This is a genomic window from Colwellia sp. MB3u-4, from assembly GCF_014077065.1.
In the GTDB taxonomy this organism is placed as follows: domain Bacteria; phylum Pseudomonadota; class Gammaproteobacteria; order Enterobacterales; family Alteromonadaceae; genus Cognaticolwellia.
Map to the genome: position 1 here is coordinate 500,349 of NZ_JACGVE010000079.1, position 23,805 is coordinate 524,153.

Consider the following 23,805-nt stretch of genomic DNA (forward strand, 5'->3'; position numbering starts at 1 on the left):
ATTACTTTGCAATTAACTGCAAAAATACATCGATAAAAGTATCGATGGGCGTTAAGTTTTTTGTCAATTTACTTTTAGCGATAGAGCCTTCCCATCCCATCCAAAAAAAACTCGCTAAAGCTGTGCAATCAAGTGACGCTGGAATGGTATTTTCTTGTTGTGCTAATTGTAGACAACAGGTCATTTTTTGTTGCCAAACTTCAAAAGTATCTAATAGTTGTAGCCGGTGACTTTCTGGTAACAGACCAACTTCTTGTTCGAGATTGCCAATTAAACAACCGCGTTTAAAATTATATCTTGTCATGCCTTCTTTAGCGTCATTAGCAAAATTTACAATACGCATTAGCGGTTTATTGGTTTCATTGAGCAGGTGTAAATCTAATTTTTTAGCAAAATAGTGACTATATTCTTCAATAACCGCTATACCAAAAGCTTCCTTACTTGCAAAGTAATGATAAAAAGAACCTTTTGGTATCGACACTTTCTTTAAAATTTGATCTATGCCAGAAGAGGCAAAGCCAAATTCAGTAAAATATTCAACGCCACTTTGCACTAGCGCTTGTTTGGTTTGGCTGCTATCTCGACCTGATTTAGCTGGCCTACCACGTTTAGGTGTTGTGTTGTTTTTGTTCATAGTAGTATATTAGACCGATCGTCTAATTAAATGCAAGGTTAATTTAGAAAGTGAAGTTTTCATGGCAATAGTGAGTTACGCTATTTTTCTATGTCGACGCTAAAATGTTCATAAGAAACTTTTTAATGGGTTTTGTTGGCGAAAGCAATAGTCGCGGATTTGCAAAGTCTAGTGGCTAAATACCTTACTTATGATTAGGGCTGTGTCATGATGGGCAAGTTATTAACTTGGCAGTAATGCTAGCTCGGCTTGCTTACTGTTTCAGTGGCGTTATTCGGCGGTTAAAGTAGCTAATTTGTCACTTTATGCAATTAACCCAAGACTATTTGGGCAAAAAAAACGATAATTCACTTCATTAAGAACAATATACTCTTTGGCAACATTTCAAGCTGAAATCTTGGCTATGACAGCAATCAATTGTGGGACCCCATTCAATGGAAATTAAAGTTAACTTTCTCGATAACCTAAAAGTAGAAGCTAAGTTTGATGACTTTAGCGTCGTCGCGGATCAACCTATTCGCTATAAAGGTGATGGCGCTGCGCCAGGACCATTTGATTACTTCTTAGCTTCTTCTGCTATGTGTGCGGCTTATTTTGTTAGGGTGTATTGTAACTCTCGCGATATTCCAACCGAAAATATTCGTCTGTCACAAAATAATATTGTTGACCCTGAAGATCGTTATAAGCAAATATTCAAAATTCAGGTCGAACTCCCTGAAAGTATTTCTGAAAAACATCGCTTGGGCATTATCCGTTCAATTGATCGTTGTACGGTTAAAAAAGTAGTACAAACGGGGCCAGAATTTGTTGTGGAACTCGTTGACAGTCTTGAGGACGACGCGCAGGCCATGTTAATGGGGCATTCGGCTGAACAAGCCAGTACCTTTATTTTAGGTAAAGACTTACCCCTTGAAGAAACTATAACCAACATGACCGCGATATTGGCCGGTCTTGGCATGAAGATAGAAATTGCCTCATGGCGTAATATTGTGCCCAATGTTTGGTCACTGCATATTCGTGATGCGGCATCGCCGATGTGTTTTACCAATGGTAAAGGCGCAACGAAAGAAAGCGCACTTTGTTCAGCCTTGGGTGAGTTTATTGAGCGCCTTAATTGTAACTTCTTTTATAACGATCAGTATTTGGGTCAAGACATTGCCAATAGTGACTTTGTACATTATCCCAATGAAAAATGGTTTAAATTAAATGAAAGTGATGATTTACCTAGCGGTATTTTAGATGATTACTGTCTTGATATTTATAATCCTGACGACGAACTAGGTGGTTCAAATCTCATTGATACCAATTCAGGTAACCTTGAACGTGGTATTTGTGCGATTCCTTATGTACGTCAATCAGATGGCGAAACGGTATATTTCCCATCAAACTTGATTGAGAACTTATTCTTAAGTAATGGCATGAGCGCGGGTAATAACTTAGCGGAAGCGCAAGTGCAGTGTTTGTCTGAAATTTTTGAACGGGCAGTAAAAAGACAAATAATAGAACAAGAAATTGTTTTACCTGATGTACCTAAAAATGTGCTTGAACAGTATCCGAGCATACTTGCTGGTATTGACGCACTTGAAGCTCAAGGCTTTCCAGTGGTGATTAAAGACGCCTCGTTAGGTGGCCAATTTCCTGTAATGTGTGTGACTTTAATGAACCCAAAAACCGGTGGTGTATTTGCTTCTTTTGGTGCGCATCCAAGTTTTGAAGTAGCGTTAGAGCGCAGCTTAACTGAGTTACTGCAAGGTCGTAGTTTTGAAGGGTTAAATGATGTGCCAAGGCCAACCTTTAACAGTCTTGCGGTATCTGAGCCAGAAAACTTTGTCGAACACTTTATTGATTCAACCGGCGTAATTTCGTGGCGTTTCTTTAGTGATAAACATGACTATGAATTTTGCGAATGGGATTTTTCTGGTACCAGTGAGGAAGAAAACAGCCGTTTGTTTTCTATTTTACAAGACTTAGGTAAAGAAGCTTATGTTGCGGTATTCGACCAACTCGGCGCTACGGCATGTCGTATTTTAGTCCCTGATTATTCAGAAATTTATCCAGTAGAAGACTTGGTTTGGGATAATACCAATAAAGCCCTGAGTTACCGCGAAGATATTCTTAATATTCATCGCCTAGATGACGATGCGCTAGAAAGTTTAGTCACACGTTTAGAAGATAGCCAGCTAGATAATTATATCGATATTAGAACCTTAATCGGTATTGAATTTGATGAAAATACGGTTTGGGGTCAGTTAACAATTTTAGAACTTAAAATACTGATTTACTTGGCTTTAGGCGCATTAGAAGACGCGCAGGAGTTGGTTGAAGCCTTTTTACAGTTTAATGACAATACGGTTGAACGTGGCTTGTTTTATCAAGCGATGCAGGCTGTACTTGAGATTACCTTAGACGAAGACATGGAACTTGAAAATTTTATTGGCAACCTCAATAGAATGTTTGGTGAAAATACCATGAATAATGTCATCGATTCAGCGATGGGCGAAGTGAAGTTTTTTGGACTGACTAAAACCGGTATGAACTTGGATGGGTTAGACAAGCATTTGAGATTAATCGACAGCTATAAAAAATTGCATCAAGCACGAAAAAATCAAACAGCAAGCTAATAATCCTAGCCAATATCTGCTAGTTTTTTAGTGAACTGTTTTGCTTGATTTTATAAAATTTAAAAGCCAATACCTAACAATAGGTATTGGCTTTTTTATTCGCGACTGGTTATACCAAGTTAATTAATTACCTGCTCATTTTTAATGGTTAAATTGAAAAGCTACGGCGTTATAAAATGTCAGTAATTTCAACTCTGTGTTTTAACCAAATGATAGGAAATTCGCTTTTATAAAAAGAGCAGAGTAATACTAATAAGCAGTAATCTCTTTATAGGCGAACAGATAATTGCTAGCTGTAAAAATAATCGTTAAATTATATTTTTTAGGACAGCCAAGCGCTATCGGGCTTCCAACTGTCTAGCCATGTTAGCACCTCACTGGCAGGCATAGGCCTTGCAATGCCATAACCTTGTGCTAATTCACAGCCCAGCTCTAATAACGCAGTGCCATGCTCAACAGTTTCTACCCCTTCAGCTATCACTTCAATTCGAAAGGCTTTCGCTAAACTGACAACAGCCAAAACAATGGCTAAGTCATCCGCGTCAGTAAGCATGTCTCGTATAAAAGTCTGGTCTATTTTAATCACGCTGGCGGGTAGGCGCCTAAGGTAAGTTAGCGAAGAATACCCAGTACCAAAATCATCTAGCGCAAATTTTACACCAAGGCTAATGCAAGCATTCATGGTTTCTATAATATAGTTGATGTCATTTAGCGCACTGGTTTCTAATACTTCTAATTCCAATAGATGGGGTGATACATCAGGATGAGCGGCTAATATTGTGGCTAAGCGTTCGACAAAATCAGTTTGCTGGAGCTGATAAGCACTGATGTTGACACTAATAGGGAACTTAACTCCCATACTTTGCCATTGGCTGATTTGGCTGAGCGCCGTATCGATAACCCATTCGCCTATATCGAGACTAACCGCGTGATTTTCTATAATAGGTAAAAAGTCTAATGGTGGCACTAAACCGCGTACAGGGTGTTGCCAGCGAATTAGCGCTTCTACGCCCACCATTGCACCCGTAGACATATTCACTTTCGGTTGATAGTACAAGACGAACTCACGTTTAGTAAGTGCCGCCCTGATATTAGCAAGGCTTTCTTGTTGACGGTTAACCACATCATAGTCTGCGCTATCAAATAAGTGATAACAATTTTTACCCGATTGTTTTGCCACATACATGGCTTGGTTAGCATTTCGCATCAGTATGCCTGAATCAGCACCATCTTTAGGATAAAAAGTAACACCTATGCTAGCGGATAGATTTAATACCAGATCACCGATTGTCACTGGATCTGATGCAGCCAACAATAATCGCTCTAACACCCGATTACAATCGTCTGATTTGGCTAAATCAGTTAGTACCAAGACAAATTCATCGCCACCAATACGAGAAAGTGTATCTCCCTCACGTATCGCTTTTTTCATGCGAAGTGAGATAGCAATTAATAGGTCATCACCAACATGATAACCATGGATATCATTGATGGCTTTAAAGCCGTCTAGATTAAGAAAGGTGACAGCGAGTAACTTATCATACTGAGAGCTTTTTAATATGGCTTGGTTTAGGCGGTCAGCGAGTAATGTGCGATTGGGTAAATTGGTTAAGTTGTCAAAATGAGCCATCCGCTGTAGTTGGCTTTGATGGGTTTTGTTCAGCTGAGTAATGTCAGAATAGAGTGCAACATAATGGCTGATTTCGCTAGCCGTATTAGTTACGGCACTTAGGGTCAGGTTTTCTGGGTGCACTTCACCATTTTTACGACGATTCCAGATGGTGCCAACCCAATAACCTTTAGTGTCAACCGTTTGCCACATTAAAGCATAGAACTCAGGTGATTCTTTGTCTGATTGGATGAAGTGTATATTTTGACCAACCGCCTCTTGGCGTGAGTAACCGCTGACTTCGGTGAAGGTGTCGTTGACTTTGATTATGTCAGCGCTCGCATTAGTGATGATGATACCTTCACGGGTGTGAGAAAATACAATAGCGGCAAGGGCTAGTTCAGCGGCTCGTTTATCTTTCTCTTGGTTTTGAAAGGCAAGTTCTTTATTAGCAAGGATGAGTTTTGCCTTGGCTTGCTTTCGCTGGCTGATGTCTCTAATAATCGAATTAAATTCAACGCCATCTGACAATGTAATAACAGAACTAGTCAATTCTATGGGAATATTATGCCCGTCTTGATGTAAAGCTTCGATCTCAATTATGTTACCTAAACTAGCGCCTTCACCAGTAACAAGAAAACGCTTTAAGGCTTGTCTATGAGAATCACGAAATTGTACCGGGAGGATCAATTTTGCTAGTTCTTGGCCTAAAGCATCATTACTCGTCCAACCAAAGATATGTTGTGCTCGAGAACTCCAGCCAATAATATCTCCATTGCCATTCATCTGAATTATCGCATCTAGTGATGTATCCATCATGGCATGGAGACGAATGGCATCTTCGTTCACCGTATTAATTATCTGTTTGTATCTAAGTAAATGTGGAATGAGAATAGCGAGGAGCAAGAGTACCAATACCACCACAGTAACAATTAAGGCTAATGTAATTGGAGAGACGCCATTAATGACTTTATTTGTCGTTAATGGCATAAATTCTACGGCTGTCATCGCAGTATAATGCATACCAGAAGAGGCAGAGCCCATAACTATTGCACTAAATAGTTGTTTTTTATTTATAAATTCAGATTGGTTTTGATTAATAGCCGCATGCTGTATTTTTAGTGCCACTATTGCCAAGATTACCGCAATTAAGATGGAAAAATAAACTACAGTATTATCATGAACCATGACTGCGTTTAATCTCATAGCGGCCATGCCTATATAATGCATGAGGCCGATACCTGAACCTAATAATAAACCACCGATTAACAACCGATAATGGCTAAAGGTTTCTAGTGTCATCAGCCACATAACCGCACTAAAAGCAAAAATGACCGGGACAATAGATAAAATAGTTATTGGGATATCATAGGTAACGGGTATCGGAAATTTTAACGCTAACATACCAATAAAATGCATCGCCCAAATACCAATGCCCATAACCAAAGCACCGCATAAATTCCATGCGATTTTTTTATTTTTTGAACTAGCGGAACGATATCGTTCAACCATACTAAAAGCACTGAATGATGCCACTGTAGCAATTAAGACAGATAAAACGACTAGTTTAAGATCATATGTGGTGCTCAATGATTTAACCATTATATCGCTATAATCATGATTCATTTTTATTAAACCTCAAGCACTTAGGGAATTTTTTATTATTTTTTTCAATATAGCATAAGCGAGAGTCAATTTGGTACTCTTACTTGTATTGCTTATGCTGGCATTATTTATGATGTGAAAACGAACTATTTGTAGCCAACTTACATACTGAAATATCCGTATAAATTTACAGCTAGGCGATGCATTGGTTGCCGTATTTAGGATGCTCAAATTATCCTTTGACTCGCACTTTTTATTTTCATCATTTGAAGCAAGAACTTTGAAATACTCATTTAGTAAAGCTTTAACTAAGGCCCTATGGTTATCATCTTGTTATGAAGTTAACTAATAATTTTGATACAGAGATGTGAGTGGGTTGAAGGCAAATAACTCGCTTTAAGTTAAATTTTTTCGATGGATATTTGCAGCTATATAATTATCAGTAATCACACCCATATGGTAATTTTTATTGATGAAACCGTTGCGCGACTTGATCAAAAAAATGATTCAATATTAGCTTAAATTAATTGAATGCACAGGGCGTTGTATTCGATGGGACAAGGCTGGTTACATTAATATGAAACAACTCATACTATTAATGAAACTTGATATTAGCTTTGAAAGTTATCTTATATAAGTCATTGCGTTATTATATAGCTAAGTATTATATGCTTTTAGGTTATTTATCTCACAATACAGCCGTGGTTAAATAACATAAAAATTAATTTTCTTCATGACATACTCGCAACGAAAAACTACCCTTACGGGCAGCGCTATACCGAAGAATGAAAATACGAGCATTTTTATAAATACATCACCTTATTTCGACTATAGTTTTTTGCTTGATACAAGGCTTTGTCAGCGCGAGAAAACATAGTGTCAAATGACTCATCGTCAAATAGAAAGCTTGAAACACCAATACTGACGGAAAGTTTTATCTCACCCTGCCAGTCACCAACAATTTTTAAATTACTTTGCTCTGTTCTTATACGTTCTGCTAATTTCATGCCCGCCGTTGCAAATGTTTCAGGTAAAAGAATAAAAAACTCATCACCACCAATACGGGCTAAAATGTCGATTTGTCTTAGGTTAGCTTTAAGTTGCTTGGCGACCGCGATTAATACTTGATCGCCAGCAGGATGACCAAATTTATCATTTATATATTTAAAGTTGTCAATATCAATGGCAAAAGCTGTTAAAGATAATGAGTAGCGTTTTGCGCGGTTATATTCTTTTTCCGCTTGCTCTGTAAAGAAACGACGATTATATAAATTGGTTAATGGGTCAGTATTAGCAAGTTTTTTAAATTCTTCTTTTAGTTTATATAATTCAGTTACGTCACTGGAGAAGCCAATTAACGCAGGTAGCTTATCCGGCTGATTAAAGGGAACTTTAGTGCTGATGTAATGAAGTGTTTCACCATCTTCACTATGAGCAGTTTCTTCTATTACTTGTTTTTTATTTGTTTCAAAAACCTGCTTGTCTGACTGGTAAAACTGTTCAGCAATTTCTTTGGGTAAAATATCAGTATCTTTTTTACCAATGATATTCTCTGCCTTCTTGCCAAATAATTCAGCAACGCGATTATTTACGTAAAGAAAAGTACGTTCACAATCTTTTATATACATATGAGCATCGATATTATTTAACATGGTATCAAGTAAATAACTTTGGTTACTGACTTGTTCTTGTAGCTTCTTTTCCGCGGTGATGTCAATAGATACTCCACTCATACCATCGACGTTACCGTCACTTTTATAAAGTGGTTTTTTGACTACTTTATAAATACGAGTTTCATTTTTAGCTTTAATGAAATTTTTCTCTTCACTTTCTACTCTAATGGCTTTGTTCATCACTAAGTCATCATTTATTTTTAATTGTCTAGAAATGACTAAATCGTAAAAATGACTATCATCAAAGCCAATAACATCAGCCAATTTTTTTTCAAATAAGTCTAAAAGGGCTTGGTTTGCATAAGTGTATTTTCCTGATAAGTCTTTGGCATAAATAAAGGAATCTATACTGTCTAATACTTCATTCCTGATGCTATTAAACGTGGATATTGTATTATTTTCTTTATTCAAGCTGTCTCCATAAGGTAAAAGTAAAAGTAAAATTTAATATTTATCAGATAGCTATGCTAGTTTAATTTAAATACGATCACAACTAACCAGTGGATATCCATCGTTCGATTATACTCAGGGACTTAATCGGCATAGGGATAATTTATTGTCGAATTGAGTGGGCCTACAATGAAATTATCTAGTATCAGATCTCGTATCAAAATATTTTTTTGGTAGAGAGATTAATCATATATTGAAACGAAAAAATTAATATAAACTTATGATTAATAATGTGTAATGTGAAGTACACCCATTAGTCGCAGGAGGTCGTCATAGGTTGATAGTCATAGTCATTAGTTTTTACTAAATTTCAGACAAAAAAAAGCGTTTACCTAAAAAAGTAAACGCATTATAAAAACATAAAACACTCAGGGAAGTAAGTCTCTCATAGGGTAAGAGTGGTTGTTTACAGGTAAGTTCAAATTTTCTTTAAATTAATTAATTTATTTTTATTATGAAAAAAATAATTTGATATTTGTATAACTTGTCCGCACTTAATAATAAAGCTTATTTCGTATGATTTATTATGTACTCTTACTTTTTACCTGTGTTCATTGCTTTATTATTGATGGCTTATTTGACTGGCAAGCCTTATTGGTTGGCATATAAACGTCGATTGATAAAAGCTAAACCCTTTAAGAAACAATGGCGAAAAATAATTCAGCAAAGAATGCCGTACTTTAGACAAATGCCAGCAGATTTGCAGTTGCAATTAAAACAACATATTCAGGTGTTTTTGGCAGAAAAAGAATTTGTCGGTTGTAACGGGGTAGTGATTACCGATGAAATAAAAATTACTATAGCAGCACAAGCATGCTTGTTATTACTCAATCGAAAAACTAATTATTATCCTAAGTTAAAGTCAATATTAGTCTACCCAAGTGCTTTTGTGAAACAGCAGCAAACGCGAAATGGTGACGGTGTACAGTTTACCCAAAAAATGGTCTTGGCTGGCGAGTCTTGGGATTTTGGTAAAGTGGTATTGTCGTGGCAAGATACCTTAGTAGGCGCAAAAATTCCTGATGATGGTCATAATGTTGTCATCCATGAGTTTGCTCACCAACTTGATCAAGAAAATGGCAGAGCCAATGGTGCCCCTATATTAGCGGCAGGACAAAGTTATCAGAGTTGGTCAGAAATTTTTTCATTACACTTTGAAATTTTAAAAAAACAAGCAAATACAGGTGCACCATCACTGTTTGATTATTATGGTGCAACCAATCCTGCAGAATTTTTCGCAGTTGCCAGTGAAGTTTTTTTTGAGCAGTCTACGCAATTTAGCCAACAACACCCTAAACTTTATCGACAACTCACTCAGTATTATAAAGTTGATCCGCTGTACTGGTAATACGGAAGGTTAAAGAAAAAAGCGAGCATTACCCTTGGATAATACTCGCTAGAATATTCTGACTAGTTTACATTAGTCTGATATTAAGTTTATTTTAAACCTACTTTAGGTCGAAGCGATCAAGCTGCATGACTTTAACCCAAGCATTGACAAAGTCAGTAACAAACTTATGCTCAGCATCGTCAGACGCATAAACTTCTGCAATAGCGCGTAATTCAGAGCTAGAGCCAAAGATTAAGTCAACAGGCGTTGCTTGCCATTTTAGTTCATCTGATAGGCGATCATAACCTTGATATACCCCAGCTTGATTGTTGTCTTTGCGCCATGTGGTTGACATGTCAAGTAAGTTGACAAAGAAGTCATTCGTTAATAAGCCAGGTGTTTTGGTTAGTACACCTAAATCTGAGCCATCAAAATTAGCATTAAGTACGCGCATACCACCAACTAATACGGTCATTTCGGGTACATTTAAACTCAGTAAATTTGCTTTGTCGACCAGCATGGCGGTTGGCGACATATAACTTTCTTCATCGTAATAATTACGGAATCCGTCAGCATTGGGTTTTAAATAATTAAATGATTTCACATCAGTTTGGGCTTGAGTAGTATCAGCACGACCGGCATTAAAAGGCACTACAATAGTATGTCCTGCTGCTTTTGCTGCTTGTTCAATCGCCGCTGCACCACCTAAAACAATTAAGTCAGCCAACGAGACTTTGCTGCTTGGCGAACGCTGATTAAAGTCACTTTGAATTGATTTAAGTTTAGCTAACACTTTACTTAATTCAGCCGGGTTGTTTACTGGCCAATTCTTCTGTGGCTCAAGTTGAATTCGTGCACCGTTAGCACCGCCACGCATATCAGTAACACGATGACTGGCCGCTGACGCCCATGCTGTTCTTACTAATGTTGAGGTGGTTAGGCCCGAATCAAGTAGTTGTTGTTTTAATTCGCTGATCTCAGCGGCTGACACTAAAGGATGTTCAACTGCAGGGATCGGGTCTTGCCATGATAATATTTCACTCGGTATTTCTGAGCCAACATATCTAGCACGTGGTCCCATATCACGATGGGTTAGTTTAAACCAAGCTCTGGCAAATGCTTTATCGAAATCTTTTGGATTAGCTCTAAAGCGCTCAACAATTTTAAGAAATTCTGGATCTTTTTTCAGTGCTAAATCAGTGGTGAACATAATGGGTGCATTACGTTTATTAGCAATGTGTGCATCAGGCACTAAATTAGCGGCGGCTGGATCGCTAGGGGTCCACTGAATGGCACCCGCTGGGCTGGTCGTTTTTACCCAAGTAAAATTCATTAAGTTATCTAAGTAGTTAGAAGACCATTTTGTTGGTGTAACTGTCCAAGCACCTTCTAAACCGCTGCCTGTTGCATCAGCGCCAACACCTGTACCACATTTATTTTTCCAGCCTAAACCTTGCTCTTCGATAGCAGCGGCTGCAGGTTCTGCACCAACACACTTATCAGGTTTTTTCGCGCCGTGAGCTTTACCTAGGGTATGACCACCAGCACTTAGCGCGACTATTTCTTCATCATTCATCGCCATACGACCAAACGACATTCTAATATCGTTGGCTGCTAATAGCGGGTCTGGGTTGCCATGTGGCCCAACAGGATTAACATAAATCAAGCCCATTTCTACTGCGGCAAGTGGGCCTTTTAATTTACCTTTACTGTCGCGTCGCTTGTCATCAAGCATGATGGTTTCTGGACCCCAGTAAACTAAATCAGGCTCCCAATCGTCACTTCTGCCTCCGGCAAAACCAAAGGTTTTAAAGCCCATTGATTCTAATGCCACATTGCCAGAAAGTACCATTAAATCAGCCCATGAAACTTTACGGCCATATTTTTGTTTTACTGGCCATAATAAGCGTCGAGCTTTATCTAAGTTGACATTATCAGGCCAACTATTTAAGGGGTCAAAACGTTGTTGTCCACCTGAAGCTCCGCCTCGACCATCATGTACACGATAAACGCCGGCGCTGTGCCATGCCATTCTGATCATCAATGGACCATAATGCCCCCAATCTGCAGGCCACCAAGTTTTTGAGTCAGTTAATGTTGTTTCAATATCTTGTTTTAATTTGTTTATATCTACAGTGGCAAATTCTTTAGCATAATTAAATTCCTCGCCATAAGGATTCGATTCAGCACCGTGTTGACGTAGAGGGCTTAAATTTAGCTGCTCTGGCCACCAAAATTGGTTGGTTTTAGCCGCTTCAGCACTTAGGGCTGAAGTGGATAAGGTTATTGTTGTAAGTGCCACTGAAATAGCAGCAGCTAATGATAATGTTTTTTTAAGCATTTTTAGTTCCTCTGTATTTTCTGACTGTTGATTTTTTTGTGTAAATCAATGTTTTTTGAGTATAGAACTGAATAGTTGCTTTTGATAATTGATTGATTGGAAGATAGTGTTCTGTTTTTTGAATGTGATATTTTACTACTTTAACTTATTGATTTTTAATTATTTATTGTTGTTATTGTTCGTTAAGATAAAAATTAAGTTTAACAAGGTGATAAAAAACTGATTAAACTAGGCTTTATGTTCAATAATAACTATTAACTTTACTCTAGCGCTCTGACAGGCAACTAGCATGGAAAACTATGATCTCATTAAAACAATTACATTATGCACTTGCCGTTGAAAAAACCTTACATTTTAAAAAGGCAGCAGATGCTTGCAATGTTTCACAATCAGCATTAAGTACCGCCATTATTGAACTTGAAAAGCAATTAGGTACCAGCATTTTTGAGCGCAACAATAAGCAAGTGTTAATTACCAGTTATGGCCAACTCATTTTAAATAAAGCGAAAACGGTTAAGTTCGAAATTGATGAACTTTTACAAATTTCCCAATCGAATAACCAGCCATTTATACATCCGATGACCCTAGGTGTTATTCCAACGATTGGACCTTACCTGCTGCCCAAAGTATTACCCGAGGTTAGGCGACAATATCCGAACTTTAAATTGAAAATAATTGAAGAGCAATCACAAGTATTAGTCGATATGGTCAGGCGAGGTGATATTGACGCTGCTGTGCTAGCGCTGCCATTTCCTATAGATGGTTTAATGAGCTTTGATTTTTGGCAAGAAGACTTTTATTGGGTCAGCCATAAAGATGAATGCCCGAGTCAGCTAAAAGAAATTACCAGTGCAGAATTAGAAATTGACAAACTTATGCTATTAAAAGATGGTCACTGTTTAAAAGATCACGCATTAGCGGCTTGCAGTATGAAAGGTGACAAACAACAGTCTGACTTTGATTCAGCGAGTTTGCATACCTTAATTCAAATGGTAGCGGGTAAGTTAGGCACAACTTTAGTACCACAAATGGCGCTAGATCAGTTGATTTACAACGAGTCAGAAATTAGAGCCATACATTTAAATGAACCTGGCCCACATCGCAACATTGCACTGATTATTCGTCCTAACTATGTCAGAACTAACGAGCTAACCATGTTAAGGGATATATTTAATCAAGAGTTAACTGCAAAGTGCTAATGGGGCTTTAATCTTCAAGTGCTACCCAAGCCAGTTAGCTTCGCTGTTTATCTGTTTTTTAGAATTACTTTATTGATTTTATCAAATTTACTGGATTGTATAAGCCGGTAATAATGGACACATAACGCTTTACTTCCAGCTTAAATTTGCATCTTGAAGTAGAGCGGGTAACTAACTAATTAAAAGGAAATAAATGATGAAAAACATAATTAAAAATATTCAAGCTTTATTGAATTCAACTCATCAGGATAACGTTGAGCTAAATAAGCAGCAGCAAATTGAATGTAACTACACCAATAATTATTATGGTGATCAGCAATGCCAAGCGGTGAAAATTGAGCAATAAAAATGCAGGTTTGTATTTATAGTGGCTATTCTCCAGAGCATTAATGATCTGGATTCAATGCTCAGCTAAATTAAGCTAAGCTAAGTTAATGTTAATAGTGTTAGCTTAGCGGGTAAGGGGTTTTAAACGCTCTTCGTGAGGATGGAATTAGGGTTAATTATTGTGGTATGTTGAGGGTTTAATCAGCACTAAACACTGGGATTCTTAAGGCTACACGTTTTAAAATACCGGCTGCAACGTCAGCAGGTACTTGATAAAAGTCGTTAACGTAGGCCTTTGCATTTAAGTATTGTCGAATCTGTTTTTTGACTTTACATGGGTTTTTACATTGTAGTGAAAAGACCACCGTATAGTCGCCGAGGGTTTTTGCCGATAATGTTATGGCGTACTCAATGGGATCTGTAGGAGTACAGCCAATTCTGACGACATCACTAAAAAATGAATGTGTCATCACGTAAACATTGCCGTAAGCAACTGCATCGCTGTTAGTGTGTTGTTCGGTAATTTCCATTACATCAATAACCTAAGTTAACAATCCATATCACTGTTTTAATAAAGCCTATTACAAACCACAGTTACAAGCCACAGTATCTGGCAATAAATAAGTAATTATAGCCATAATTTTCCTACAAACAATATTCATCGCCATTTGCTTGTGCAAATTTAGTGCTGAAATTGCATTTTTAAGTAAAATGGCTATATAGCTTAGCGCGTAAAAAATGACATTAAATGAAAGTGAATGTTATAATCGCGGCCAATTTTGAGTGGGCTTGTTGTTAGCCTTCATGCTAGCTATAAAGCTAAAGAGATTTTTAATGCCATTTTCCCAACTCGGGTTGTCAAACCCGATAGTCAATGCGATAGCTGATTTAAATTATCGTCAACCCACTGATATTCAAAAGCAGGCCATACCGGTTATTTTATCGGGTAAAGATGTTATTGCCGCAGCGCAAACAGGGACCGGTAAAACCGCTAGTTTTGTTTTACCTTTACTAGAAAAACTCAGTGCTGCTGATAAAGATGAAGCGCGTAATCTTCGTGGCAAACGCATTCGGGTGTTAATAGTAACGCCAACGCGTGAGCTAGCCGTGCAGGTTGAAGCCAATATTGCTCAATATGGTAAATATTTAAATATAAGCTCTATGGCGATGTATGGTGGCACAGAAATAGAGCCGCAGAAACAACGTTTGATTTGGGGCATTGATATTTTGGTAGCTACCCCAGGCCGATTACTTGATATGGCGCATCAGCGGGCGGTGTATTTTGATCAACTTGAAGCTTTTGTGCTTGATGAAGCCGATAGAATGTTGGATATGGGTTTTATTGATGACATTAATAAAATTATTGAGCGTTTGCCAGAACAACGTCAAAATTTATTATTCTCAGCCACTATTTCTGACGATGTTAGAGCACTAGCAAAAAGAACACTTTATCATGCCAGTGAAATTTCGATCGCTAAAAATAGTGCCTCAAAACCTAAAATATCTCAATGGCTGGTCACGGTAGATAAAACCAATAAGTCAGCCTTATTAAGCTATTTAATTAAACAGCAGCAATGGCAGCAAGCACTAATTTTTATTGAAACCAAGCACGGCGCAGCAAAACTGGTTAGCCAATTAGAAAAGCGTGGTATTAAAGCTGAGTCTATTCATAGTGGTCGAACTCAAGTCATACGAGAACAAATTCTCAATGACTTTAAAGCCGGTAAAATAGAGTTTTTAGTCGCCACCGCTATTGCCGCGCGCGGTATTGATATTGGCGAATTGGCTCGAGTGGTTAATTACGACTTACCTGATAAAGTAGACGATTATACTCACCGTATTGGCCGTACAGGTCGTGCGGGTAAAAATGGCGAAGCGGTATCTTTTGTTGCTAAAGATAACTTTAGAAACCTTTGCGCCATTGAAAGTGACTTAGGACATGTTATTGAACGCAGAGAGTTTGATGAATTTCCCGTTAAAAAAGTAGTGCCCGTGTCTATTTTAAATTACGTTCCAAAAAATAAGCGCAGCTGAATCAGAGTTGAATCAGAGCTAAATCAGAGTTAAATCAGAGCTAAGTAAAGCGTTTAATCAAAAGTTAGCACTAATTTCAATGGCCAATAATGACTTTTTACATTAAATGCAGCGATGATATAATAACGCCACTGCTCGCAGTTGAACTTAGTGAAAAACAACCCTAAATAAGTAATCATAAACAAGTCAGAAAATAGGAAACTTAATGAACCCAATTATTGCAATTTTAAAAGAACATGATGTAAGCGACGAGCAAATTAAAGCGGTATTTCAAGCGCTAACAGAAAATCCAATAATGGCCATGGCGACAGTACAACAATTGGGTATTCCACAAGAAAAGTTACAAGCCTTGATGATGATGCTAATGCAAAATCCTGGACTGATTGAAGAAGCGGTAAATGAGCTAGGGTTAGATTTTTCGAAAGTTGAAGCAGCCAAAGCGACTTTAACTAAAGAAAACTAGTTATAGCAGCAAGATTAGTCATATGATTAATCTTGCTAACAAAAGGCTGATAGTGATTTCAGCCCATTGTAAACTATAGCATTAAGTTATCGCGTTAAGTAATAGTGGCAAATTATAGCGATAAATGACCAGTAAGCTTTTTGCAAGTTTTCGCTATAAATTTTCGCTATCAGTTACGCCTAGTTTGTATGAATAATTTACTCGACCCGAATTGTTGCTTTAATAATTTTCACTGTTTTTTCTGTTCGACCAGAGCGACTACCTAAGTTTTCAATGGCCGGCAGTGTTGTCTCTAAGCCCTCAACCACCTCACCAAAAATGGTATGTTTACCATCTAACCAAGGTGTGGCGGCAAAGGTAATAAAAAACTGACTGCCGTCAGTGTTTGGTCCAGAGTTTGCCATGCTCAGTAACCCCGGCTTATCGTGACTTAATGTGCCGCTAAATTCCCCCGCGTATTTATAACCTGGGTTGCCGCTACCATTACCTAATGGGTCGCCACCTTGCGCCATAAAGTTATTGATCACACGATGAAAAACCAAATCATCGTAAAAGCCAAGTTTTGTTAAGTAAATTGTACTTGTTGCATGCATTGGTGTGGTCTCTGGGAATAACTTAACCACTAGTTTTCCTTCAGTAGTGTCTAACTCCCAAAAATATTGTGCTTCTGGGTCAAACCTTACCATTTCAGGTTTTTCTAGTGTGGTTTTCCAATCACTTTGAGTTTTATCTATTTTTTGCTTTTCAAGATAAGCATTAACCGATTTTACGGCGGGATCTGAGTTAAAACAACCAGACAATGTTATTAATAATAGCGAGATCAAGCTGGTTTTTAACAATGAAAAATGAGTTTTTAGCATGTAACTGCTTCCTTTATATATTGGCTAATATGAGTTTATATCAGGCAATTTGTAACATCAGACGATAGATTAGTTAATTATTCACGGTTGAGCAATTGTAATTTTATGATTTTAATCGCTTATTTAGTCAATAACGCCACGTCAGTAAAAATAGCTTTTCGTTGCAAACTTAATTTAGCACGGTTATTTAATTTGATATCACCATTAATGACTTCGACGCCTAATGAACTTAATAGTGTTAAATAATCAGGAATAGCGTAACTGGCTGAAAACTCCGTTAATAACGCGCTAAAAATTTTACTTTCGCTTAGTTCATCTAGTTTTTGTGTTATGTCTGTCGCGCTCAGGTATTGGTTAAAGCAGCAAGCTTGGAGTGCTTTTAAGGCTAAATCTAATGAATAAGGTTTAGCCGCGTTTTTTGATAACGCTCTTAAGGCAATATCAGCTTTCAGCCAATAAAGCGCACCACTCCAGTAAATGCGCATATAGTTATGGTTTTGACTGATGTGATCACTGACATAAGCTAATTTTTGGTGTGCATAGTTTTGCTGTTTATTACCGCGTTCAAAGCCCTCATAAAGTTTTTGCCACAGAGTTTTTTCGTCAAACATGCCAATTCTAGCTTGGGTAATATTTTGATAATAACTGGCTAATCCTTCAGAAAACCATCTAGCGTCAGCGGCGTCATAAGGGATCAGTAAATGACTAAATTCGTGATAAATGGTCCAATCAGCTTTTAAAGCGTCGAGACTAGTATTGAGGTTAACCACTAGAGTAACTGTGGGTGGTGACGAGCGATTTACTTCTCCCCAAGGCACGGCACTAGTACCTTGGTTGCTGGCTTCAATAACCGTCAGAAAATTCTCAACCGGTAATGCACCATAAACTAGTCTCAAAGCCTGATTGGCATGAATAACCCAATCGGTAAGTAGCGGTTTTTTATGCTCTGGAATATTGTTGGCAAATTTTATCTTAGGTAAAGTTACCCTGTTATGAGTGTTTGGCTTTATAGCTGCTGGCGGCGTTAAAACCATAGCGCTAGCGTTATTAATCATAAAAAAACTACTAAAAGCTATGGCTGCAAAGGCAAGGTTTAAAAAGAAGTGGCAAGGCTTAGATTTAATTTGATTCCCCATGTTATTAATTATCCTCTGAGCTCGAGCTATTTAATGGCTATCTCATTGCTAGTGTAATTTACTAGCGCATTTTGAGCTGATATTTCTGGTTATTGTCCAACAGCTAATTTTAGTTAATGCAAGTTATGATCTAGTGATGCAAATTAAATTAAGCCTGCTTATTTGCTTGGATCATGGCGTTATATTTATCGCCTGTAGCTTGGCATTTATAGGATTAATTTCCAGTAATAAAAACAAGTTACACTATAGCCTGTGCGAACATCATCGTGATAAAAATAAATTATTTTTGTAAATTTATATTACCCTGTAGTATGACTTATAGCGCTAAAAACCAGCGACTAACTATTAAGTAATACTATTAAGTCATACTATTAATTTACACTATTTAGCTAAAGGATTGATGATGAAAAAATTCACTTCATTTTATACTGTTTTATTTTTACTGAGCACAATATTTAGCCCGTTTAGTTCGGCTAAAGCCAGCAGTGACGCTGACGTCAGCCAATATATGGCGCTTTCGGGCATTAACGTTGCGCTTAATGGTATTCCTGCGCAAATGAGTGCGATGAACCAACAAATGCAAATGACCGCTAAAGATCCTGAACAAGCGCAAAAGGTCATGAATTTGTTATTAAATGCTTGGCGATTAGACGATGTTAAACAAGTGGTTTTTGAGCATATAAAAGACAATTTTTCTGCAGACGAAATGCAAAAGTTACTGACTTGGCTTAATAGCGATTTAGCACGAAGAATCAAAATGGCGGAAGCAAAAGCTTCGACGCCAAGTTTTAACCAAGATTTGATGAATTATATGGCGATATTGCAAACAACGCCGCCAACGACAGAACGCATTAACGTAGTGAGAAATTTTGTTGAAACGACCAACTTAGTCGAGAATTCGCTAAACATTGTTACGGCAGTGGCCAAAGGTACTATTGAAGGTTTGATGGTCGCAAACCCAGGCCAAGGTATTAATGAAATGCAAATTCAAACACAACTAACACAAATGGAAGCTATGATGAGGCCAGGGTTAGAGCAGCAAATGATCATGGTTTCTTATTTTATTTATCAGTCATTAACCGAGCAAGAAATCGCACAATATACGCAATTTTATCAACAACCCTTAGGTCAAAAAGAGTTAACTGTCATGTATGAAGGTATAGGCCAAGCGTTAAATTATTGGTCTACTATCGCGTTTGAAGATATTGCTGCAGAATTTATCGAATAAATCATTTTTATATCATGGTTTGTAGCTTAAAGGCGAAAGTGTCACTTTCGCCTTTTTTACAAGTATATTGGCAAGCCATAATACCTAGTCAGTTAGATAGTGTCAGAAGAAGCTTTGAGACTAGGTTTATGAAATGTGTATGCGCTTTAACGTTTTAGTTGGCTATGCCGTTGAGTCAGCAAGCCAGCTGCAACGTATAAATATCATAGGTAGAAGGGCAGTTAGCGACAACTGACGAGCTAACGCCACTTACAATGCAAATGATGCTAACTACACAGACATGAGACTTTAAATACTATAGGGAATAAAATGATCAAGCATAAAGTGAGCGAAAGTGAAATGATCGACAGCGAAATAGCAGACAGTGACCAAAGGCTTCAGTATGTTGGTTTTTGGCTAAGGTTTGGCGCAAGTGTTATTGACTCAATCATACTCATCATGTTCACTTACCCTTTTTTGTTTTTAATTTATGGCGGGAAGTATTTCGATTCAGCTGAGTCGGTTCAAGGCTTTTCGGATGTTATTATTACTTATGTCTTTCCAATTCTTGCGACTATTTTATTCTGGATTTATAAGTCAGCTACGCCAGGTAAAATTTTACTACAAGCAAAAATTGTCGATGAAAAAACGGGCAATAAACCGACAGTTAAACAGTCTGTCATCCGATATCTTGCTTACTACGTTTCCTTGATCCCATTAGGTTTAGGCTTTTTCTGGATTGCTTGGGATGACAAAAAACAGGGGTGGCATGATAAAATTGCGGGTACGATTGTTATTCGTTGTCATCAGTAATTTTAAAGGCTAGCGTAATCAAGTAAGCTGCTGCTATCTACACTTCATATATTAGGTTCTTTTATGTCAACTAAGTCTATTTTAATTACGGGTTGCTCAAGCGGCATTGGCTTACACGCAGCGCTAACCCTTTCAGCGCGCGGTTATCAGGTATTTGCTACCGCGCGAAAAGCGCAAGACGTTACCGAACTGCAAGCAAAAGGCCTAAGCGCTTATCAGTTAGATCTCGCCAAGCCTGAAAGTATTAGCCAAACCCTTGCCCAAGTGCTTGAAATAACCGGTGGACGCTTGGACTATTTATTTAATAACGGCGCCTATGGTCAGCCAGGCGCATTGGAAGACCTGCCTACCGCAGCATTAAGAGCACAATTTGAAACCAATGTTTTTGGCTGGCATGAACTTACCAAGCAAATAATTCCAGTGATGAAGCGCCAAGGCCATGGGCGTATTATTCAATGTAGTTCAGTATTAGGTTTTGTTTCTATGGCTTATCGGGGGGCTTACAATGCCTCAAAGTATGCTATTGAAGGCTTAACAGACACCTTAAGATTAGAATTAAAAAGTGCTAATATTGCGGTGATTTTACTAGAGCCAGGACCTATTAATACAGAGTTTAGAGCCAATGCGTTGGCGGCTATTCAAGCCCATATCGATATCGAGGCCAGCGATCACAAAGTGCAATATCAACAGCAAATTGCGCGCTTAAGCAGTGAGAAATCAAATGCGCCTTTCACCTTAGAGCCATTAGATGTTACTCAGGCTTTGATTCATGCCTTAGAAAGTAAACGACCTAAATTACGTTATAGAATCACAATGCCAACGAAAATTTTTGCCTTGTTGAAGCGCTTATTGCCAGCACGTTGGTTAGATTATTTACTCGCAAAAGGGTGATTGGTTAGCTTGTGCTAGATTTATATTTTAGATTTAGATTTAGATTTAGATTTATATTTTAAAGTTTTAATTTTTATATCCTGAATAACAGCCATACAAAATAGGGCTATTATTCAAAGATAGCTCAGTTATATGCTGAGCTGAATTTGCGCTTGAATAGGTAGATATGTGGATATGCCTTTATTATTTGAAGCTAAAGAAAAAAATAGGCGAGGTGTGGCTATTAGCACACGCTCGCAAAGACATTTTAAACGCTAAATTTTCTCAATAGAAACGGCGATTGATTTAGAAGTAGGTGTGCCACAATGATCCGCGGTGCTTTCTAACGGCACTAGTGGATTAGTTTCTGGATAATATGCCGCCACGCAGCCGGCTGGAATAATATATTGAACGACTTTAAAGTCAGTGACCGTACGTACTATATTGTCATTTGATACTGTGGTTATTTTTACTTTGTCACCATTTTTTAATTGCTGTTTCACCATATCGTCTGCATTAACGAAAATCACCCGGCGTTCACCATATATGCCGCGATAACGATCGTCCATACCATAAATGGAGGTATTGTATTGGTCGTGTGAACGCAGTGTTTGTAAGGTTAAAATAGGTTTGTCAGTAAAGGCTTCGGCAACTTCATGAGCTAATTTTTCAGGTAGTTGGGTATCGGAAAAAGTGGCTTTTTCTGCACTTGTTTTCCATTGGCGCTGCGCGGCTTCATTCTCTAAATGAAAGCCTCTACCTACTTTAATACGCTGATTATAATCATGAAAGCCTGGTAAAACTTTACTAATGTCTGCTCTAATTAAGCCGTAGTCGTTCATTAAACTTGTCCAGTCAACGACGCTATCGCCCACTGCAGCCATTGCCATTGAAGCTACGATGGCGGTTTCTGAACGTAAATTTTCGGAGGCAGGTTCATTTTGCCCCGTTGAGCTATGTACCATGCTCATGGAGTCTTCTACGGTAATACATTGTTCGCCACTTTTTTGGCGGTCAATTTCAGTGCGGCCCAAACAGGGAAGAATTAACGCCTGTTTACCGGTAATAACATGGCTGCGATTGAGCTTAGTGCTAATTTGAACCGTTAAATCACATTGTCTTAATGCCTGATAAGTTCTTGTGGTATCTGGTGTTGCGGCGGCAAAGTTACCGCCTAAAGCAATAAACACTTTTGCTTTACCCGCCAGCATAGTATGTAACGAATCAACCGTATTTAGCCCATGTTCGCGTGGGGTTTTAAAAGCATAATGCTTATCTAAAGCGTCAAGAAATTCCATTGGTGGCTGCTCGTTAATGCCAACCGTGCGATTGCCTTGTACATTAGAATGACCGCGCACAGGGCAAGCGCCAGCGCCGGGCTTACCCATATTGCCTCTAAGCAAGAGCACATTAATAAGCTCTTGAATGGTTTTTACCGAGTGTTTATGTTGGGTGATACCCATGGCCCAAGTAAAAATAACCTTTTTCTTACTGGCATAAATATCAGTAATTTGCTCAATGTCTTGTCGACTCAGTCCAGATTGGCTGACTATTTTTTCCCATGACGTTGCCTCAACACTGCGTTGATATGTGGCAAAATTATGACAATGTTCAGCAATAAAAGCGCTATCTAGTACGGTTTCGTCTTGTTTAAAGCGTTCGAGTAATGATTTAGCAACACCACGTAAAATGGCCATATCGCCACTTAATCGCGGCGTGAAGTAATATTGACTAATATTAGTGCCGGTGAAAAGGATCATTTCTTTTGGGCTTTGTGGATCTAAAAATTGCTGTAAGCCACGTTCTTGCAAGTTATTAATGCTAACAACAGTAGCACCTCGTTTACTTGCTTTTCTTAAAGTGCTTAGCATGCGTGGGTGGTTAGTACCGGGGTTTTGGCCAAAAACGAAGATAGCATCAGCTTGATCAAAATCTGCCATTGTTACTGTGCCTTTGCTAGTGCCTATGCTGCTAGTCATGGCGATGCCAGAAGCTTCATGACACATATTGGAACAGTCAGGAAAGTTATTAGTCCCTAATACTCGACCAAATAACTGATACATATAAGCCGCTTCATTGCTGGCTCGGCCCGATGTATATAACAGTGCCTCATCTGGTGAGGGCAACTGCTGTAATTGGTCAGCGATAACTTTAAAGGCATCATCCCAACTTATAGCTTGGTAGTGATCACTTTTACCATCAAAAAACATCGGTTGAGTTAAGCGACCACTTTTTTCTAGGGAATGATCATCCCATTGTTGTAGCTCGGTGATTGAATGTTGTTTAAAAAACTCAGGACTCACTCTTTTACTGGTCGCCTCCCATGCAATAGCTTTTACACCATTTTCACAAAAATCTACTTTACTTGCAGTGTCAGAATCTCCCCACGCACAGCCTGGACAGTCAAAGCCACCGGGTTGATTAGCACGTAATAAGGCCTTTACGTTTTTGGCGGCGTTTTCACTTTGGATCAAATGTTTAGCCGAGCTTTTAAGTGCTCCCCAGCCACCAGCCGGTGGTGAGTATGCAGGCGATGTTTTTGTAGGTTTTGACATGTAAATTACCTCTTAAGGGAAGGTTTCAACTGACCATGATAAAAATAAAACGGGGTTAGCCTCGTTTTCTATGTTGAA

17 protein-coding genes are annotated in these 23,805 nt (G+C 38.2%); 9 read left to right on the forward strand and 8 right to left on the reverse strand.

What is annotated here, in order from left to right:
* Position 1: 1 nt before the first annotated feature.
* Positions 2–634, reverse strand: a complete 633-nt coding sequence (locus H4J61_RS11625; protein ID WP_182185139.1) for a TetR family transcriptional regulator C-terminal domain-containing protein — start codon at positions 632–634, stop codon at positions 2–4.
* A gap of 434 nt (positions 635–1,068) precedes the next feature.
* Here H4J61_RS11625 and H4J61_RS11630 point away from each other — a divergent pair, with 434 nt between their 5' ends.
* Entirely contained in the window at positions 1,069–3,255 is a 2,187-nt protein-coding gene (locus H4J61_RS11630) for an OsmC domain/YcaO domain-containing protein (RefSeq protein WP_182185140.1), read from the forward strand.
* Between the two features lie 322 nt (positions 3,256–3,577).
* Here the strand turns inward: H4J61_RS11630 and H4J61_RS11635 are convergent, their stop codons facing one another.
* Positions 3,578–6,454 carry an EAL domain-containing protein gene (locus H4J61_RS11635; RefSeq protein ID WP_182185141.1) on the reverse strand — a complete coding sequence of 959 codons (2,877 nt, stop codon included), beginning with the start codon at positions 6,452–6,454 and terminating at the stop codon, positions 3,578–3,580.
* A gap of 818 nt (positions 6,455–7,272) precedes the next feature.
* Positions 7,273–8,553: a sensor domain-containing diguanylate cyclase gene (locus tag H4J61_RS11640; RefSeq protein ID WP_220461245.1), complete on the reverse strand. Its 1,281-nt coding sequence runs from the start codon at positions 8,551–8,553 to the stop codon at positions 7,273–7,275.
* Positions 8,554–9,118: 565 nt separating this feature from the next.
* On the opposite strand from H4J61_RS11640, the gene H4J61_RS11645 reads away from it, so the two are divergent.
* Positions 9,119–9,940 carry a zinc-dependent peptidase gene (locus H4J61_RS11645; protein WP_182185142.1) on the forward strand — a complete coding sequence of 274 codons (822 nt, stop codon included), beginning with the start codon at positions 9,119–9,121 and terminating at the stop codon, positions 9,938–9,940.
* 100 nt (positions 9,941–10,040) lie between these two features.
* Here the strand turns inward: H4J61_RS11645 and katG are convergent, their stop codons facing one another.
* Positions 10,041–12,263, reverse strand: coding sequence for a catalase/peroxidase HPI (katG, locus tag H4J61_RS11650; protein WP_182185143.1), 2,223 nt, complete (start codon positions 12,261–12,263; stop codon positions 10,041–10,043).
* A gap of 299 nt (positions 12,264–12,562) precedes the next feature.
* Between katG and H4J61_RS11655 the strand changes: the two genes are divergently transcribed.
* Together H4J61_RS11655 and H4J61_RS11660 are read left to right on the forward strand one after the other, a co-directional pair.
* Complete coding sequence (locus tag H4J61_RS11655) at positions 12,563–13,462, forward strand: hydrogen peroxide-inducible genes activator (protein ID WP_182185144.1); 900 nt, start codon at positions 12,563–12,565, stop codon at positions 13,460–13,462.
* Between the two features lie 193 nt (positions 13,463–13,655).
* Positions 13,656–13,808 (forward strand): hypothetical protein, encoded by a 153-nt coding sequence (locus H4J61_RS11660; RefSeq protein ID WP_182185145.1) that lies wholly within the window; start codon positions 13,656–13,658, stop codon positions 13,806–13,808.
* 178 nt (positions 13,809–13,986) lie between these two features.
* On the opposite strand, the gene H4J61_RS11665 is transcribed toward H4J61_RS11660, so the two are convergent.
* Positions 13,987–14,319 carry a GIY-YIG nuclease family protein gene (locus H4J61_RS11665; protein WP_182185146.1) on the reverse strand — a complete coding sequence of 111 codons (333 nt, stop codon included), beginning with the start codon at positions 14,317–14,319 and terminating at the stop codon, positions 13,987–13,989.
* 304 nt (positions 14,320–14,623) lie between these two features.
* Between H4J61_RS11665 and H4J61_RS11670 the strand changes: the two genes are divergently transcribed.
* Both H4J61_RS11670 and H4J61_RS11675 read left to right on the forward strand, forming a co-directional pair.
* A complete protein-coding gene (locus H4J61_RS11670; protein ID WP_182185147.1) occupies positions 14,624–15,823 on the forward strand; it encodes a DEAD/DEAH box helicase in 1,200 nt (399 codons plus the stop codon).
* A gap of 205 nt (positions 15,824–16,028) precedes the next feature.
* The gene (locus tag H4J61_RS11675; RefSeq protein ID WP_182136263.1) at positions 16,029–16,286 is read left to right on the forward strand and encodes a DUF2999 family protein; all 258 of its coding nucleotides are present in this window, start codon (positions 16,029–16,031) and stop codon (positions 16,284–16,286) included.
* Between the two features lie 197 nt (positions 16,287–16,483).
* Here H4J61_RS11675 and H4J61_RS11680 read toward each other — a convergent pair whose 3' ends face one another.
* Together H4J61_RS11680 and H4J61_RS11685 are read right to left on the reverse strand one after the other, a co-directional pair.
* Positions 16,484–17,146, reverse strand: a complete 663-nt coding sequence (locus tag H4J61_RS11680; RefSeq protein ID WP_182185148.1) for a peptidylprolyl isomerase — start codon at positions 17,144–17,146, stop codon at positions 16,484–16,486.
* Between the two features lie 119 nt (positions 17,147–17,265).
* A complete protein-coding gene (locus H4J61_RS11685; protein ID WP_182185149.1) occupies positions 17,266–18,201 on the reverse strand; it encodes a hypothetical protein in 936 nt (311 codons plus the stop codon).
* Positions 18,202–18,685: 484 nt separating this feature from the next.
* On the opposite strand from H4J61_RS11685, the gene H4J61_RS11690 reads away from it, so the two are divergent.
* The 3 genes from H4J61_RS11690 (at position 18,686) to H4J61_RS11700 (ending at position 21,193) form a co-directional block, all read left to right on the forward strand.
* Entirely contained in the window at positions 18,686–19,510 is an 825-nt protein-coding gene (locus tag H4J61_RS11690; protein WP_182185150.1) for a hypothetical protein, read from the forward strand.
* A gap of 309 nt (positions 19,511–19,819) precedes the next feature.
* A complete protein-coding gene (locus H4J61_RS11695) occupies positions 19,820–20,302 on the forward strand; it encodes an RDD family protein (RefSeq protein WP_182185151.1) in 483 nt (160 codons plus the stop codon).
* 63 nt (positions 20,303–20,365) lie between these two features.
* Complete coding sequence (locus tag H4J61_RS11700) at positions 20,366–21,193, forward strand: SDR family oxidoreductase (RefSeq protein WP_182185152.1); 828 nt, start codon at positions 20,366–20,368, stop codon at positions 21,191–21,193.
* A gap of 254 nt (positions 21,194–21,447) precedes the next feature.
* Here the strand turns inward: H4J61_RS11700 and H4J61_RS11705 are convergent, their stop codons facing one another.
* Positions 21,448–23,727 (reverse strand): FdhF/YdeP family oxidoreductase, encoded by a 2,280-nt coding sequence (locus H4J61_RS11705; protein WP_182185153.1) that lies wholly within the window; start codon positions 23,725–23,727, stop codon positions 21,448–21,450.
* Positions 23,728–23,805: the final 78 nt, after the last annotated feature.

Bases quoted from the DNA above. Each gene is read 5' to 3' on its own strand.
- H4J61_RS11625 (WP_182185139.1), bottom strand. From the start codon at position 634: ATGAACAAAAACAACACAACACCTAAACGTGGTAGGCCAGCTAAATCA.
- H4J61_RS11665 (WP_182185146.1), bottom strand. From the start codon at position 14,319: ATGGAAATTACCGAACAACACACTAACAGCGATGCAGTTGCTTACGGC.
- H4J61_RS11700 (WP_182185152.1), top strand. From the start codon at position 20,366: ATGTCAACTAAGTCTATTTTAATTACGGGTTGCTCAAGCGGCATTGGC.
- H4J61_RS11680 (WP_182185148.1), bottom strand. From the start codon at position 17,146: ATGCTAAAAACTCATTTTTCATTGTTAAAAACCAGCTTGATCTCGCTA.
- H4J61_RS11645 (WP_182185142.1), top strand. From the start codon at position 9,119: ATGTACTCTTACTTTTTACCTGTGTTCATTGCTTTATTATTGATGGCT.
- H4J61_RS11670 (WP_182185147.1), top strand. From the start codon at position 14,624: ATGCCATTTTCCCAACTCGGGTTGTCAAACCCGATAGTCAATGCGATA.
- H4J61_RS11685 (WP_182185149.1), bottom strand. From the start codon at position 18,201: ATGATTAATAACGCTAGCGCTATGGTTTTAACGCCGCCAGCAGCTATA.
- katG (WP_182185143.1), bottom strand. From the start codon at position 12,263: ATGCTTAAAAAAACATTATCATTAGCTGCTGCTATTTCAGTGGCACTT.
- H4J61_RS11705 (WP_182185153.1), bottom strand. From the start codon at position 23,727: ATGTCAAAACCTACAAAAACATCGCCTGCATACTCACCACCGGCTGGT.
- H4J61_RS11655 (WP_182185144.1), top strand. From the start codon at position 12,563: ATGATCTCATTAAAACAATTACATTATGCACTTGCCGTTGAAAAAACC.
- H4J61_RS11690 (WP_182185150.1), top strand. From the start codon at position 18,686: ATGAAAAAATTCACTTCATTTTATACTGTTTTATTTTTACTGAGCACA.
- H4J61_RS11675 (WP_182136263.1), top strand. From the start codon at position 16,029: ATGAACCCAATTATTGCAATTTTAAAAGAACATGATGTAAGCGACGAG.
- H4J61_RS11695 (WP_182185151.1), top strand. From the start codon at position 19,820: ATGATCAAGCATAAAGTGAGCGAAAGTGAAATGATCGACAGCGAAATA.
- H4J61_RS11630 (WP_182185140.1), top strand. From the start codon at position 1,069: ATGGAAATTAAAGTTAACTTTCTCGATAACCTAAAAGTAGAAGCTAAG.
- H4J61_RS11660 (WP_182185145.1), top strand. From the start codon at position 13,656: ATGATGAAAAACATAATTAAAAATATTCAAGCTTTATTGAATTCAACT.